General features: G+C 53.7%; 12 protein-coding genes and 1 pseudogene. 11 read left to right on the top strand and 2 right to left on the bottom strand.

Translation table 11 applies throughout. The annotated features are described in order from the left end of the window. The first annotated feature begins 233 nt into the window (after positions 1-233). The 10 genes and pseudogenes from IT444_12800 to IT444_12755 all read left to right on the top strand — a co-directional run bounded on the left by IT444_12800 (position 234) and on the right by IT444_12755 (position 10,516). Positions 234-365: pseudogene (locus tag IT444_12800) on the top strand (prepilin-type N-terminal cleavage/methylation domain-containing protein). An 851-nt stretch (positions 366-1,216) separates the two neighbouring features. Next, positions 1,217-2,419 (top strand): glycosyltransferase, encoded by a 1,203-nt coding sequence (locus IT444_12795; GenBank protein MCC7193646.1) that lies wholly within the window; start codon positions 1,217-1,219, stop codon positions 2,417-2,419. 38 nt (positions 2,420-2,457) lie between these two features. Next, a complete protein-coding gene (locus IT444_12790) occupies positions 2,458-3,225 on the top strand; it encodes a DUF268 domain-containing protein (protein ID MCC7193645.1) in 768 nt (255 codons plus the stop codon). A 36-nt stretch (positions 3,226-3,261) separates the two neighbouring features. Next, entirely contained in the window at positions 3,262-4,125 is an 864-nt protein-coding gene (locus IT444_12785) for an FkbM family methyltransferase (GenBank protein MCC7193644.1), read from the top strand. 23 nt (positions 4,126-4,148) lie between these two features. Next, positions 4,149-5,081, top strand: coding sequence for an alpha-1,2-fucosyltransferase (locus IT444_12780; GenBank protein ID MCC7193643.1), 933 nt, complete (start codon positions 4,149-4,151; stop codon positions 5,079-5,081). A gap of 124 nt (positions 5,082-5,205) precedes the next feature. After that, the gene (locus tag IT444_12775) at positions 5,206-6,252 is read left to right on the top strand and encodes an NAD-dependent epimerase/dehydratase family protein (protein ID MCC7193642.1); all 1,047 of its coding nucleotides are present in this window, start codon (positions 5,206-5,208) and stop codon (positions 6,250-6,252) included. Positions 6,253-6,329: 77 nt separating this feature from the next. Further along, the gene (locus IT444_12770; GenBank protein MCC7193641.1) at positions 6,330-8,174 is read left to right on the top strand and encodes a carbamoyltransferase; all 1,845 of its coding nucleotides are present in this window, start codon (positions 6,330-6,332) and stop codon (positions 8,172-8,174) included. A gap of 16 nt (positions 8,175-8,190) precedes the next feature. Continuing rightward, positions 8,191-8,550 (top strand): hypothetical protein, encoded by a 360-nt coding sequence (locus tag IT444_12765; protein ID MCC7193640.1) that lies wholly within the window; start codon positions 8,191-8,193, stop codon positions 8,548-8,550. Then, complete coding sequence (locus IT444_12760; GenBank protein ID MCC7193639.1) at positions 8,528-9,580, top strand: SGNH/GDSL hydrolase family protein; 1,053 nt, start codon at positions 8,528-8,530, stop codon at positions 9,578-9,580. Before IT444_12765 ends, IT444_12760 begins: the two co-directional genes overlap by 23 nt. An 18-nt stretch (positions 9,581-9,598) precedes the next feature. Further along, positions 9,599-10,516, top strand: a complete 918-nt coding sequence (locus tag IT444_12755; GenBank protein ID MCC7193638.1) for a glycosyltransferase family 2 protein — start codon at positions 9,599-9,601, stop codon at positions 10,514-10,516. 20 nt (positions 10,517-10,536) lie between these two features. Here IT444_12755 and IT444_12750 read toward each other — a convergent pair whose 3' ends face one another. Then, a complete protein-coding gene (locus IT444_12750; protein ID MCC7193637.1) occupies positions 10,537-12,090 on the bottom strand; it encodes a hypothetical protein in 1,554 nt (517 codons plus the stop codon). A gap of 569 nt (positions 12,091-12,659) precedes the next feature. On the opposite strand from IT444_12750, the gene IT444_12745 reads away from it, so the two are divergent. Further along, the gene (locus IT444_12745; GenBank protein ID MCC7193636.1) at positions 12,660-13,451 is read left to right on the top strand and encodes a glycosyltransferase family 4 protein; all 792 of its coding nucleotides are present in this window, start codon (positions 12,660-12,662) and stop codon (positions 13,449-13,451) included. On the opposite strand, the gene IT444_12740 is transcribed toward IT444_12745, so the two are convergent. Beyond that, positions 13,448-14,383 (bottom strand): glycosyltransferase family 2 protein, encoded by a 936-nt coding sequence (locus IT444_12740; GenBank protein ID MCC7193635.1) that lies wholly within the window; start codon positions 14,381-14,383, stop codon positions 13,448-13,450. The two genes, IT444_12745 and IT444_12740, sit on opposite strands and share 4 nt — an antisense overlap. Between the last annotated feature and the right edge of the window lie 70 nt (positions 14,384-14,453).

Below are 14,453 nucleotides of genomic sequence, written 5' to 3'. Positions count from 1 at the left end.
GAAACCAGTTGTGTCTATAAGTGCTGACAACAATGAGCTTAACGTCATACCATAAAGTCTTGATAAAAACCCTGACATTTTGCCGATTCTGCGGTTATAATTCGTCTTCAAAGGGAAGTTGTTTGCGAGGGGACTGCGATCCTGTCTCCGTCTGAGGATGAATGATCGAGCCGTGATGTTCTGTGATTTGCTCTCCGGGAGCATGTGTCCTGGAACAACGGGGAAAGTGTCGAATGTCGGCTAGGCAACGATATGTTGGACGAGGAGGTTTCACCCTCATCGAGTTGCTGGTTGTAATCAGCATCATCGCTACGCTTATTGCAATCCTGCTGCCTGCGCTGGGAGCTGCTCAACGGACCGCAAAAACCACCTCCTGTCTTTCAAACGTCAGGAGTATCGGGGTGGCAACCGGCGCGTACCTGACAGAAAATAAGTTTTTCTATCCGGGAAATCGAGGGTCACTTACAGGTTTCTTTTGGCATTCCGCACCAGGCCACTACGACCTGCTAGGTGTCACCGGCACTCTGGTAACCGGTGGGGTCAATGGCTATTGGTGCGATGCGGATTCCAATACTTCGCGGCGACTCCTCAATAGCTACCTGAGCGATGCAAGCAAAGCAGCCAGATGCCCCCTTGATCTGGGCGATTGGCGGGCAGGGCCAAATACTGCAAACATACCTGCCTACAGCCTCTTTGGGTGTTCCTATCAATATCCCAATCGTTCGGCTGCTGAAATCTACTACGGCTCTCGTCGCGTGAGCGGCGGGGCATGGGTCATTGAAGGTGAGAATGACGCCTCTATCAAAAATCCTGCAATGAAGCTGATTATCGCTGATCTTCCGCTTTTTGCCGTATGGACTTCGTCAATGATGGACGAGCGTCCTGCTACCAGTTCGATGTCCCAGTGGCACGGCAAGGATACTCCTCTCAAAGCCAGCATCCTGTTCGCTGACGGCCACGCAAAACAGCAGGCACGTAAAGATGTCTCGAATCAATTTACCGATCCACTTATGGCTGACAATCTCAGCAGTTCCATCACAGACGAGCAACTCCTCGCCACCAACGAGTACTACTGAACATTCTTCGCTCCTCTCATCTGTGAAAAATAGAACACGCAATGAAATTCGCACTCGCCGCTTTTGTAAAAATCCTGTAACCTGAAACGTGAAATGATGACTTGGATCGGCATTCTACCGTTCCGTGTTACAGGATTTTCATGGTCGAAACCGCATCGCTGCCGCGACTGCTTTATCTATCCGACGTGCCGGCCGAGTCCACGATGGCCGGTTCCGCACTGATTTATCGTCTGCTCGAAACTTATCCCGCTGACAAGCTTTTCATCATTCAAAGCGACTTGACCTCCGCCACACCGTCGAAGCAGATTTCCGGTGTTCGCTATGAAAAACTCCATCTGGCCGGACTTCGTTTACAGAACTCCCGACTGGCAACACAGTACGCACTGCTGAATTTCCGCATCGCACGATGGCGCTACTGGCGCATTCGAACGCTGATTCGAAGGTTTCAACCCGAAGCAGTCATGACCGTGGCCCATGGATCAACCTGGCTGACTGCCGACTCTGTTGCTCGCCGAATGCATATTCCGCTGCACCTGATCATCCACGATGATGTTCCGCTAAGCACTCATATTCGAAAAGCACACTGGCCCAAAGTAGAGCGAGAGTTTGGTCGCGTTTACCAGAATGCCGCCTCCAGACTCTGCGTTTCACCTTCGATGGCGGAGACCTATACCCGCCGATATGGTCTTGCGGCGGAAGTGCTTTACCCATCCCGTGCCGCGGATACCCCGGCATGGGAATCTTCTCCTCCACGCGAAGAGGGAGCATCTCTCCTGTATTGTTACGCTGGCTCCATCAATACGTCAGACTACATCCCGCGACTTGTCGCTCTGGCTGCCGAGGCTGAAAGAGACGGCGACCAGTTGGTCATCTATTCGACTATCCGACCGGAAGAAGCCCAGCGTATCGGCCTGGCGCAGCCAAACATCTCCATCCGTGGATTTATCCCGTTCCAGGATCTCCTTCGCCGGATGCGTGAATCAGCCGATGTTTTGTTTGTACCCATGAGCTTTGCACCGGCAGACCGGCCGAATATGGAAATCAGTTTTCCCAGCAAGATTGCCGATTACACCGTAACGGGACTACCCCTGCTGATCTGGGGCCCCCCCTGGTGCTCAGCGATCCGCTGGGCAAAGGAAAATCCCGGCGTTGCAGAAGCGGTCGATTCGCCAGACCCGGCCGCACTGCGCGAAGTGATCTGCCGCTTAAAGTCGGCCGACCATCGACGACGTCTGGGTGATAACGCGATACGGGTGGGTGCGGAAATGTTCGGTCATGCAAACGTAGCGGATCGCTTCTTCAACGCCCTCCGGCGAGCGGGGCAATCGAGTTCATTGCAATAAGATACCGCCTTTCGCGGCAGACTGAAGGAAACACCTGAATGAGCAACCCGCTGCGTCCATTTGCCCGTGGCATGTGGCGCATCTACCAGCCGCTGCGCAACTCCGGCAGACGGTTCTACCGCTTGCCGCGCTTGTACTCCCGATTTTTTCGAGATTGGCGGCAGTTCAAGCGTATGGGGGGCGAAGCACGCTTCGAGTTACTGGCCCCTTGTCTTTTTGACCAGGACCCCTCGACCAACTCCGGCGGCGGGCACTATTTCTTCCAGGATGTCTGGGCTTTACGAACACTCGGCGAGCTTCAGCCGCCCGTTCATCACGACGTCGGGTCACGACTTGATGGGTTCGTCGGACAGGTCACCGCCATCTGTCCCGTGGTTTATTGGGATATCCGCCCCCCATCGTTTTCCATCCCTCGCTTTGAATACCGCAAAGGATCCATCCTGGAGTTACCGCTGGAAAGCCAGAGCATCCATTCCCTCTCGTGTCTGCACGTCGCAGAGCATATTGGACTGGGACGTTATGGCGATCCGATCGACCCCGAAGGTACAACCAAATCACTGCGGGAATTGGCCAGAGTGCTCGCACCGGGGGGCACGTTACTCTTTGCCATGCCGGTGGGTAAGGAAGCGTTATGGTTCAATGCACAACGCATCTGGGATCCACGACGCCCGATCGACACCGTTCCTGATCTGAAGCTCGTGAGCTTCCACTGCGTGACGGATGAAGACAAGTTCATCGAAAACACGACGCCTGACAGCGTTGCCAATGCGTGGTATGCGTGCGGGATGTATCGCTTCACTCGCTAGCTAATCCAGCATGCCTCGGGACAGAAAGGATTACCTTTGAATCCGCTCCGTTTCCTTAAAAAATGTCTTACTGATCCACCGGCTGCCATGCAGAGTGCTAAGCTGGTCGCAAGGGGCATTCGTTATCAAGTCCACGTCAAGCTCAATCCGAACAAACCGCTTCGCTATCGACTCTCTACGGGTACAACCCTTCTGTTAGAGCCTGGCCATTCGTTTACTCATTGCTTTTGGTCGGCTGTTGAGAAGTATGAACCAGAGGTTCGAGAGCTGTTGCTGAAATATCTTCGTCCAGGGATGACCTTCATCGACCGTGGAGCAAACATCGGTTACTTCTCGATGCTGGCGGCCGGAATCATTGGTCAAGAAGGCCGGCTAATCTCACTCGAGGCCAATCCTGAAACCTTCAAACTCCTTCAGCAAAATCTAGCGGTCAACGATCTCAAGGCTGGTATTCATGCCGCAATCGGCGAAGAGGTTGGCGAAGTTACTTTATTCATGCCTGATGACGGCGATGTGTACTCAAGTGTTCGGACGGGAGGACTGGTCGCTGAAAAGGGGGCGCGAGCGTTTAAAGTTCAGGGGCGGCGGCTCGACGATATCGTGAACGAGGCTGGCCTTTCACGTGTGGACTGGATCAAGATCGATGTCGAAGGCGCAGAATTAGGCGTGTTACGGTCAAGTCGTGAAACACTCAAACGGTTTCGTCCGCACGTGGTTCTTGAATACGGGACCGTCACGTGGGGCGCATTCGGAGCTAAACCGGACGATCTGCTCAAACTGGCTAAAGAGCTGAACTACGACGTGAAATTCTTCGATCCGAACCGGAAGACATTCACTGAACTCTCCGGAGATTTCTGGCAACAACACTACACCAACGTGGTACTTGTACCCCGGACGTAGGGCACCGCCTCGGATCCTGCGAGATGATTATTGTCAAACTCTTAGGCGGGCTGGGTAACCAGATGTTTGAGTACGCGATGGGACGGCGTCTCGCACATCGCCATCAGACTCAACTCAAACTCGACCTGACCAACTACGGTTCCGACGGGGATCAACGAGCCAGAGGACTTGAAGCGTTCCGACGCAAAGCGTCATTACACCTGTTCAACATCGAAGCCCAGGAAGCGACGACCGAGGAAATCGCACGCCTCAAGGACCCCTACTCAACCCGTACAGCGCGAGATCGGATCGTCCGACGTCTGCGGCGGATTTGGCCGTCTCTTGGCTGGCCCGATTCACACATCCTTGAGCGGCAGTATCGCTTTGACCCCGCCATCCTCGATCTGCCGAATGACTGCTACCTCAGCGGCTACTGGCAGTCGGAAAAATACTTCATTGATGCAGCTGAGATCATCCGTCGCGACCTGACGCCATGTGATAATTCGGTGCTTCCTTATGCACGGAAATACGTGGACAACCTCAAATCCGACGGCTCTGCGATTGTCTCATTGCATGTGCGTCGCGGTGACTTGGCGCATGCGGCAGAGCAGCTCAGAAACTCCAAAGTCGTACACGCATCACCCCTTGGGCTTGACTACATCCATGCGGCCATCCGCCAATTTGAGCATGCTTGCAAATTCCTCGTTTTTTCCGACTCGGCAGCGGATATCGCATGGTGCAAGAGCAACATCAAGGCTGATCGGCTCCATTTCTCCGAAGGTCACTCCGATATTCAGGATATGATGATTATGAGTGCATGTGACCACCATATCATCGCCAACAGTACGTTCAGTTGGTGGGCGGCGTGGCTCAACCCAAGACCCGATAAGCGCGTCATTTCGCCCAGGGTCTGGGCCAATCCCGGCGAATCCATGGTGACAGATGACTTGATCCCACCGAGTTGGGAGATGATCTGATCGTTGATTACCGCGGAGAGGGGATATGGGGTGCCTGCCAAACCTATGGCTGGTAAAGCCCCGTGCCCGGATTTACGATCAAAGGATGTGATGTAACAGGTGGAGCTTAGGCCAAGGCTAGAGCATGAATACGCTAATGGTGACCGGCTCCTCCGGTCTGATCGGTTCGGAAGTCGTCGGATATTTCAGCGATCAGGGCTGGAAGGTCCACGGCATCGATAACAACCTGCGAGCCGACTTCTTCGGCCCGCAGGGCGATACTCGCTGGAATCAAAAACGGCTACAGGCAGCTCATCGGAACTTTCACCATCACGAGCTTGATATCCGCGACCGACCCGCGGTGCTCCGATGCCTCGCAGAACTCAAGCCGGACATGGTCGTGCATACGGCTGCGCAGCCGAGTCACGATCTGGCGGCAACCAGGCCGTACGACGATTTTGATGTCAATGCGGTAGGTACGCTCAACCTCATCGAAGCTGTCCGTCGGCACCGACCTGATGCGGTGTTCTGCCACATGAGCACCAATAAGGTGTACGGAGACAAACCCAACGAGATCAAGCTCAAAGAGCTGCCTACCCGCTGGGATTACGATGACCCGAAGTACGCCAACGGTATCGCGGAAGACTTTTCCATTGACCAATCGAAACACAGCCTCTTTGGTGCCTCGAAGGTGGCGGGTGACATACTGGTGCAGGAATATGGCCGATATTTCAATATGAACACCTGCTGCCTGCGCGGCGGTTGTCTGACCGGGCCTAACCATAGCGGCGTCGAACTGCACGGTTTTCTTTCCTACCTCATCAAGTGCAACCTTGAGGGCAGGCTCTATAAAGTTTTCGGTTACAAGGGAAAGCAGGTTCGAGACAACATTCACTCGCTCGATGTAGCGCGATTTATGCACGAGTTCTGGCAAAACCCGCGCAGCGGCGCGGTTTATAACCTCGGCGGCGGGCGCAGTAATTCGTGCTCCATCCTTGAGGCATTCGACAAAATAGCGGCACTTTCCGGTAAAAAAATGCAGTACGAATATGTCGATAAAAATCGCGAAGGCGACCATATCTGCTACATCAGCGATCTGCGAAAAATGAGGGTTGATTATCCGAAGTGGAACATCACCAAGAGCCTTGATGACATCTTTCGAGAAATCTATGAAGCCTGGCTAACCCGCTAGAATAAAGATCACACGCCTGCGCCACCCACTGAAAGCGGCCCGGCAAAGCATCGCCCGTCGCGACCAGGAGAGTCTCGTTGTCAACGCGAATACTAGGAATCTCGGCCTTTTATCACGATTCGGCGGCGGCGCTGGTGGTGGACGGCAAAGTGGTGGCGGCGGCCCAGGAAGAGCGTTTCACCCGAAAAAAACACGACCATCAATTTCCACACCGTGCGGTCGAGTATTGCCTGCGCGAGGCGGGTATCTCCCCCGCTGACCTCGATTACGTTGGCTTCTATGACAAGCCTCGCGCCAAGTTTGACCGGCTCATCGAAACATACGCAGCTTTCGCGCCGCGGGGATTTCGTTCCTACATGCAGGCGTTGCCGATCTGGATCAAGACCAAGCTGCACCTGCCGCTTGAGATCGATCGCGCATTAGGGAACCAGTACCGCGGCCGATATGTATTCAGCGACCATCACGAATCGCATGCCGCCAGTGCGTTTTTTCCCTCACCGTTCGACGATGCGGCCATCATGACGCTCGATGGCGTCGGTGAATGGTCCACCACGACGCTCGGTCACGGCAAGGGCAACAAGATTTCGCTTACACACGAGATCCGGTTCCCGCATTCATTGGGATTACTTTACTCAGCATTTACCTACTACACCGGATTTCGCGTCAATTCGGGCGAATACAAGGTGATGGGCCTCGCCCCCTACGGCAAACCGACGTTCAAAGATTTGATCCTCCAGCATCTGATTCACGTCAAGGACGACGGATCGTTCTGGATGGACATGTCCTACTTCAACTATTGCCAGGGCGTGACGATGACCAGTGAAAAGTTTCACCGGTTATTCGGCTCGCCGCCACGCAAACCCGAATCACAAGTCACACAGCGCGAAATGGACCTTGCGGCCTCTGTGCAGGTCGTTTGCGAAGAGGTAATGGTCCGAGCAGCACGGTTTCTACGGAAAACCACCGGATCAAAAAACCTCGTCATGGCCGGCGGCGTCGCGCTCAACTGCGTCGGTAACGGGAAAATTCTCCGCGAAGGAATCTTTGACAATATCTGGATTCAACCGGCATCGGGAGATGCCGGCGGCGCACTGGGTGTTGCTCTACTGATCTGGCATCACCTTCTCTCTCAGCCGCGTAAGCCGGAGCCGGGTGACTCGCAGGCCGGCTCTCTACTGGGGCCAGCCGTCAACGACATCGAAACACGCGCCTTTCTCGATCAGCAAGGCGCCCGATACCACGTATTCGACAATGAGAATGAACTCCTCGACCGGGTGGCAAATCTCATTGCCAGCGATAAGGTGGTCGGCTGGGTTCAGGGGAGGATGGAGTTCGGGCCGCGAGCCTTGGGTGGGCGCTCGATCCTCGGCGATGCACGCTCCACGAAAATGCAACAGGTGATGAACCTGAAAATTAAGTTCCGCGAGTCATTTCGACCTTTCGCGCCTTCCGTGTTGAGCGAAAAAGCTTCGGAATATTTTGAGCTGTCACCACAGGTCGAAAGTCCCTACATGTTGCTCGTGGCTCCCGTCCGTCAGGAAAAACGGACTCCGGAAAGTGCGGACGCGATGCGCAACCTGACAGGCATCGACATGCTGAACGTCAAACGATCTGAGATTCCCGCCATCACCCATGTTGACTACTCCGCCCGTGTGCAGACCGTGCGTGAGGACGCCAACGGCCGGTATTACCGTCTTATCAAAAAGTTCCATAACCAAACGGGTTGTCCGGTCATCATCAACACGAGTTTCAACATCCGCGGTGAGCCGATCGTCTGCACACCACAGGATGCGTATCGTTGTTTTCTCGGTACGTTCATGGACGTACTTGTTTTGGAGAATACGCTGTTACTCAAGGACGAGCAGCCGAACGTGAAGGAGTTCGACAGCGAGGCGTACAAAGCACAGTTTTCGCTGGATTGATGGAGAACCCCGGCCGATGGTGAAATTTCTGCTTATTCTGATCTATCCGTGGTTCCTCGTCGCGCGAGTCGTGCGCGATCTGTTGGGAAAAGACACTCTCCAACTCCGTGAGCCGACCAGTGAAGCGAGCTATTGGCTGGTTCGTGAACCGGTCAATGACATGCAAAGTTATTTTTCCGAAGACTCGCTGGCGGAAGGCAAGCCGGTCGTACACCTCAACGGCAATAAACGCACATCCGCCGGAGTATCACGGCGATTTATGCCGATCTTTACTTTCATAGGGAAGTTCTACGCACCCAAGCGGCTGCGTCCCGGTGAAATTCATGGCGAACAGGCGACCGAGGGAATTCCCGATGAAATCTACACCCTCTGGTAAGTCTTCCCCGCCGATCGTTTTCGATATCAAGCCCTACGTCCGACACGATCCGCTGATCGGATACCGATACATTCCACTGGCGGAAGAAACATTACCGCGCCCAGGCGGTGGTCATTACACCATCCGCATCAACGCGCAGGGGATCCGCAGTGACCGCGAGTACACACCGCAAAAACCGCCGGGAATCTTTCGTGTCGTGGTATGCGGTGATTCTTTCGCAGCGGGTCAATACGTGTCGAATAACCAACGGTTCTCTGAGCTGCTTGAACGCCGCATACCAAATCTTGAGGTAATCAACATCGCGCTAGAGGGAACAGGTACGGATCAGCAACTGCTGCTGTTTGAAGAATTCGCGCGATCATATGAGTTTGATCTCGTGCTTCTCTTCCCTTTTCTGCAGAACATTTCGCGAAATCTCGCCGACAGCCGTACGGCGTATGACCCGAAAACCCACCAGGAAATATTGCGTCCGAAACCAAGATTCGAACTGGTCAACGGGAAACTCGAGCTTCGTAATGTTCCGGTGACGGATCAACCCATACTGTTAAGTACCGCAGATGAACGCACTCTGCGGAATTCTGATCGTAATCAATCGTTACAGGCGCGCATCAAAGCGTTTCTGCAAAAGTCTGCTGCCGGCCGGTCCCTCAAGCGATTTGCCAATCTTTTCTTTGATGTCGAACCATTTCCCGAATATCGCAATTCCTCGACACCCGCATGGCAGCTAATGGCTGCGATTATTCGGCGATTCAAAGAGTCTGCTGGTGACAAGCCGCTTGTCATCGTACCCGTGTTTTACAGCCGCTATCTCCGACAACGGACTGCTACTAATTATCTTGATCGCTTTCGCAGCTTGACCCAGATCCCAGGAATTCATGTCATTGACATGCTGCCATACTTTCGACGTCTCGGTGAGGACGGTTGGCGTGCTTTCCTTGATCCTTACGACTGCCACTATTCTCCTCAGGGAAACCTTGTGGTCGCCGACATACTGCAAGCGGAGCTTTCACAGCTCAAGCTGCTCCCCTGAGTCTGGAAACCACGCTTCATGCCCTTTTTCTCAGTCATCATCCCGACTTACAACCGTGAGAAGCTGATCTCCGCAACCATTGATTCCATTTTTGCGCAGAGTTTCCATGATTTTGAAGTCATCGTGGTCGATGACGGCTCCACCGATCGGACACTCGAAGTCATCGGCCGCTACGGTGATCGCGTGAAAGTGCTGCGCCAACAGAACGGCGGGCCAGGCGCAGCTCGAAATACGGGAATTAAAAATGCACGCGGCGAATATGTCGCTTTTCTCGATAGCGATGACCTGTGGTTTCCGTGGACACTCGAAACTTACCGACAAGTCATCGACGACTTCAAACAACCCAGCTACATCACCGGCGCACCATTTATCTTTTCCGATGAAGCAGCAATTCAAACCGTCACACGGGCAGACCTGCGCACCGTAGCTTTCCCCGATTACCTCGCGTCAAGCAAAGCCTGGTGCTGGTATAGCTGCTCGTCGTTCGTGATTCGTCGTGATGTATTACAAAAAGTGGGTGGCTTTACCCATGAGTGGGTTAACGCGGAAGACGCAGACCTGGCGATGCGGATCGGTGAGTTTCCGGGTTTTGTCAATATCAAGGCTCCCTATCTCTTTGCATACCGAGAGCATGCCGTCAGCGCGATAGCAAACATCGACAAAACCTATCAAGGCCTCGACCGAATGCTGCGGCTGGAGCGCAGCGGGGCTTATCCGGGTGGTACAAAGCGCAGCCGCGAACGAACTGAAATTATCTCTCGATATCTACGTCCACTGACACTCGAACTGTGCAGACGAGGAGATTTTTCCCGTGCGTGGTCTCTCTACCGACGGATGTTTATCTGGAACCTCCGTCTGGGGAAGTTCGCCTACTTGATGGTGTTCCCGCTGCTTTCAATACGCGGGCTCTTTCGAGCACCTACTGCTGACCGCTAACTACATCCTGAAGACCAAGCTCATCGTTGTTTCTGGATAAACAGCGATGCCACCCAAAAGACAGCGATACCGATGAGAATCGGGTAGATCATGTTGTAGTCCGGGTCACGGAAAGACCGGAACATGAATGTCTGGAGAGCAAGTACGATCAGCACGACAAGCGGCTTGGTTCGTGCGTACCACGTCGCGCGATCGAAGACCGCAAGGAGCCAACCCCAGAGCAGACCGCCTTCGATAATGCCTGCGATGCCGCAAGTCGCAAACCAGCTTCCTGCAAGACTGCTGGATATACCCGTGTACACTGTTTCAGTTTGCGCAACACCTGCTCGCTCCCTCGACGCCCAGGCCATAGCGGGGTTTGTCGGTTTGTCGAGCCAGAGGGTGCGAGGAATGGGGCCGATGGCAAAATAAAACGCTGCCTGCGGAATCGGCATGATCCAGCTCGAACCCGGAAATAAACCCGAATAAAAAGGCTCGTGCTGATCAGGTATTTTGTAAAAAACAAAAAGAGAGTGCGAAAACATTGAATTGTCACGCAGTCCTTGAGTCAGGTCTTGTGCGGTTACCTTTGCCAAACCGGTATTACGAAACAGTCCCTGAATGACAACCAACGGATACATGAACATGATGAACACAAGACAAATGGCATAGGGCTTCCACCATTTTCGAGTCACGAGTGATTGGGCCTGGTATTTAATAAAAAGCATGCCCATGGGCGGGAAGCACGCAAAACCGATATTTCCGCGAGTTCCGGTACCGAATGCCATCGCCAGGGTGTAAAGCCACATGATCGAACAGGCGATCTTTGTGACACCCGTCTTCGCCAGAAAAATCCCATAGAAAGCAGCCAACAAACCTGCGAAAGATCCAATTTCGAGCCACTGTACGACGTAACCACCCCAACTGAAATTGATCGTACCAGTTCGGCCTACGGTCCAGATACCCGCTTCACCAGTACGCATGCCTGTAATGGACAGCCAGATCGCGACATGGGGTGCTCGTGTGGTGAACAGAAAATAAGGAAGGAGACCGAAAGCAAATAGCCCGCAGATAATGACAAAAAACGTGTTGCTATTCGCCGGCTGGGGTGTTTTGCCTATTAGTTGAACGATCCATTTCCCCCCGGGCAGCATCAGACCGATGGACATGAAGGTGAGGAACAGAAATTGATAGAAGCTTGCCTTGGCGATGAGTTCGGGGCTTTGCTCACCCCAGTGCATTCCGGGGGCCAAGCCGCGCTGGATTTCATCGCTGCCTGAGAAAAAGTAAGACCACGTCTGAAAATAGTCGATTCCCAGCCAGAATAAAAAACCGCCAAAACAGACTGCTGCTCCGACCCCGAAAAACCGAGGAAAGTTTTTCAGGTCCATCCCGATAAACAGGATGCAGGTACCAAATACAAGAATCCATGCGAGCTCGGTGATGAAAGGAGCGCCGCCGCCGATCCAAGAGACAAACGCCAGCAGTGCAGCCGATGCCGGCAGAGCGGGCATCCATGATGGATATCGCGCCGTCCCGCTGATATCCATGGGAGTCGTCGAATATGCAGCGGCTTGAGTGTAGGCGGATGCCAAAGATCTACCGTAAGGTGTCAGCGAGATCTGCTAACGTAGGCCGATAGAGAAAAAGGAGTTAGCTGGGACAGCCCCAGCGGGCAAGTATTATATCGTCGTCGGGGCGCATAGGCTTGACCTCACAACCTTTGCAGTCCCATAACGACTTGTAACGAGTCTCTATGCAGTGGACGGTTGCCCAAATCGGTGCGCGTGAACATTACGCTGTGCCGCGGGCACTATTTCTTGAGAACAAACTCCGCCAGCTGTACACCGACCTGTGGTGTCGCCATGGCTCGTCAATACTCAAGCGAGGCCCTCATACCTTCCGCTCTTTCGCGGGTCGGTATCACCCCGGATTGCCTTCAAAATTCGTTACCGGGTTCTCTGTAGCTGCCATGTTGCGGAGACGCAATCAATCCACACGGACGGACTACGAAGAATACGCCGACGAGGGGAAATGGTTTGCCTTACGAGTTCGCGATCATCTTGCACGTGAACGTCTTGATCCCAATCGGGATGCCTTTTTCGGTTTTTTCACCGGTTGCCTGGAGACGCTTGAGTATCTCGCGCCTCGGGGAATAACCACCATGGTTGATCAAGCCGATGCCGCCCGGGTGCATTACGAGATCACCACGGCGGAAGTGCGTCGCTGGCCAGGATGGCAGGAAGTGCCGCCTGTGGTTCCTGATTTTTATTTTGACCGTCTATCAGCTGAATGGCGTCTGGCTACGCGGGTGCTGGTGAACTCAGAATGGTCCCGCGACGCACTGGTTCGTCAGCAAGTACCCATCAAAAAAATTGTTGTAGTTCCCTTGGCGTGGGAAGGACATGCTGTCGCTCCGCGCGAACCACGAGCCAACCACCCGCTCACCGTACTCTGGGTGGGTAATGTCAACCTGACCAAAGGCATCCAATACCTCATCGAAGCGGCAAAGTTGTTGTGCGAGACGGACATCCGGTTCGTGGTAGCCGGACGACTTGGTATTTCCAAGGACGCCATCAACACAGCGCCGGCAAACATAACCTTTCTAGGCGCAGTAAGCCGGGATCGAGTGGGTGACCTTTATCGTGATGCTGACGTTTTCGTGTTACCCACCCTTTCAGACGGATTTGCTTTAACTCAACTTGAAGCGATGTCATATGGCGTACCGGTGATTACCACGCCGAATTGCGGCCGAGTGGTGTCACACGAAGTTGATGGACTGATTATTCCCGCCGCGAATGGTCAGGCACTGGCGCAGGCGATCGCAAGGCTGGATTCGGATCGATCCCTGTTGAACGATATGGTGCGCCGCGCACCGAGCAAGTGTGCTGAGTTTTCGCTCGCAAATTACGCATCTAGGGTCGAAGCTGCTGCCGCGGAAGCGCGAAACAGTTAGCTCTTTGTGCTTACGACCTTCGGAAATCTCTCTTCCACCTCACGCATTGGAACCATCCCTCGACGCTTTAACTCGCGACTGAGTCGATACACAACCGCACGCACAGGAAGACGATTCCGAAACTCGTGAAAACAGGCCGCGTAGCCCTTAGCCAGACCAACGATATCTGACATCACGCGACGCTTTCGGAGACCGAACATCACACCTCGGTAAGTGGTCATAGCCATATGCGGCAGCAAATAAGGCATCGGAACGTTATGCCATGCGTATAGCACGTCGTTACGTCGGCCGTAATGAATGATCCGCTTGTTATCTCGGCGAGGTGATTCAAAATGGTGAATCGGGTCCGCGTTCCCAACTCTCACCATGTAGCCCGCATTCAGCATACGGATGCTGAAATCCGCCTCTTCATTCTGGTGAAACAGGTATTCTCGATAACCTCCGAATTGTCGGAATAGATCACGTCGAACGGCATGGGCTGTGCCGATGTATGACGCTGACACATATATCTCACTCGCATTCGGTGCTTTCTGTCGGACGATTTGATCCTGTTTCACATTGATAAAAGGGATCGCAACCGCTCCGACGCGAGGATGATCGAATTCCGAAAGTGTGTAGCGCACGATCTGGGGAGTTGTAAATACTGCGTCATCGTCGATGGAAAAAATGACAGGCCCCGCAGCCAGCTGAGCACCATGATTTCGCTGCACGATGAGCCCGCGTGAAACTTCAGCCCTCTCCAGACGAACCGATGGAAACTCCTGCTTCACCATGTCCGAGGTCCCGTCGGTTGATCCATCATCAATCACGAGCACTTCGATCGGTACGTCCTGATCAAGGGCGGAGCGGATCGCCTGACGCAATTCTTCTTTTCGATTCTTGGTGGTGATCACCACGGTGGCGAGGACCGCACTGACGGGCGCATCTACCATGCTTCGGCTCCGACGAACTGACCTGCAAGCTCAAAATAGATTTTTCAGCCATCCGGAAAGACGACACTCG

It is taken from the genome of Phycisphaeraceae bacterium (assembly GCA_020851465.1).
Classification (GTDB): Bacteria; Planctomycetota; Phycisphaerae; order Phycisphaerales; family Phycisphaeraceae; genus JADZCR01.
This window is presented reverse-complemented; position numbering and strand designations above follow the sequence as displayed.

Bases quoted from the DNA above. Each gene is read 5' to 3' on its own strand.
- IT444_12795 (MCC7193646.1), top strand. From the start codon at position 1,217: ATGGTCGAAACCGCATCGCTGCCGCGACTGCTTTATCTATCCGACGTG.
- IT444_12790 (MCC7193645.1), top strand. From the start codon at position 2,458: ATGAGCAACCCGCTGCGTCCATTTGCCCGTGGCATGTGGCGCATCTAC.
- IT444_12780 (MCC7193643.1), top strand. From the start codon at position 4,149: ATGATTATTGTCAAACTCTTAGGCGGGCTGGGTAACCAGATGTTTGAG.
- IT444_12775 (MCC7193642.1), top strand. From the start codon at position 5,206: ATGAATACGCTAATGGTGACCGGCTCCTCCGGTCTGATCGGTTCGGAA.
- IT444_12765 (MCC7193640.1), top strand. From the start codon at position 8,191: ATGGTGAAATTTCTGCTTATTCTGATCTATCCGTGGTTCCTCGTCGCG.
- IT444_12760 (MCC7193639.1), top strand. From the start codon at position 8,528: ATGAAATCTACACCCTCTGGTAAGTCTTCCCCGCCGATCGTTTTCGAT.
- IT444_12755 (MCC7193638.1), top strand. From the start codon at position 9,599: ATGCCCTTTTTCTCAGTCATCATCCCGACTTACAACCGTGAGAAGCTG.
- IT444_12745 (MCC7193636.1), top strand. From the start codon at position 12,660: ATGGTTGATCAAGCCGATGCCGCCCGGGTGCATTACGAGATCACCACG.
- IT444_12740 (MCC7193635.1), bottom strand. From the start codon at position 14,383: ATGGTAGATGCGCCCGTCAGTGCGGTCCTCGCCACCGTGGTGATCACC.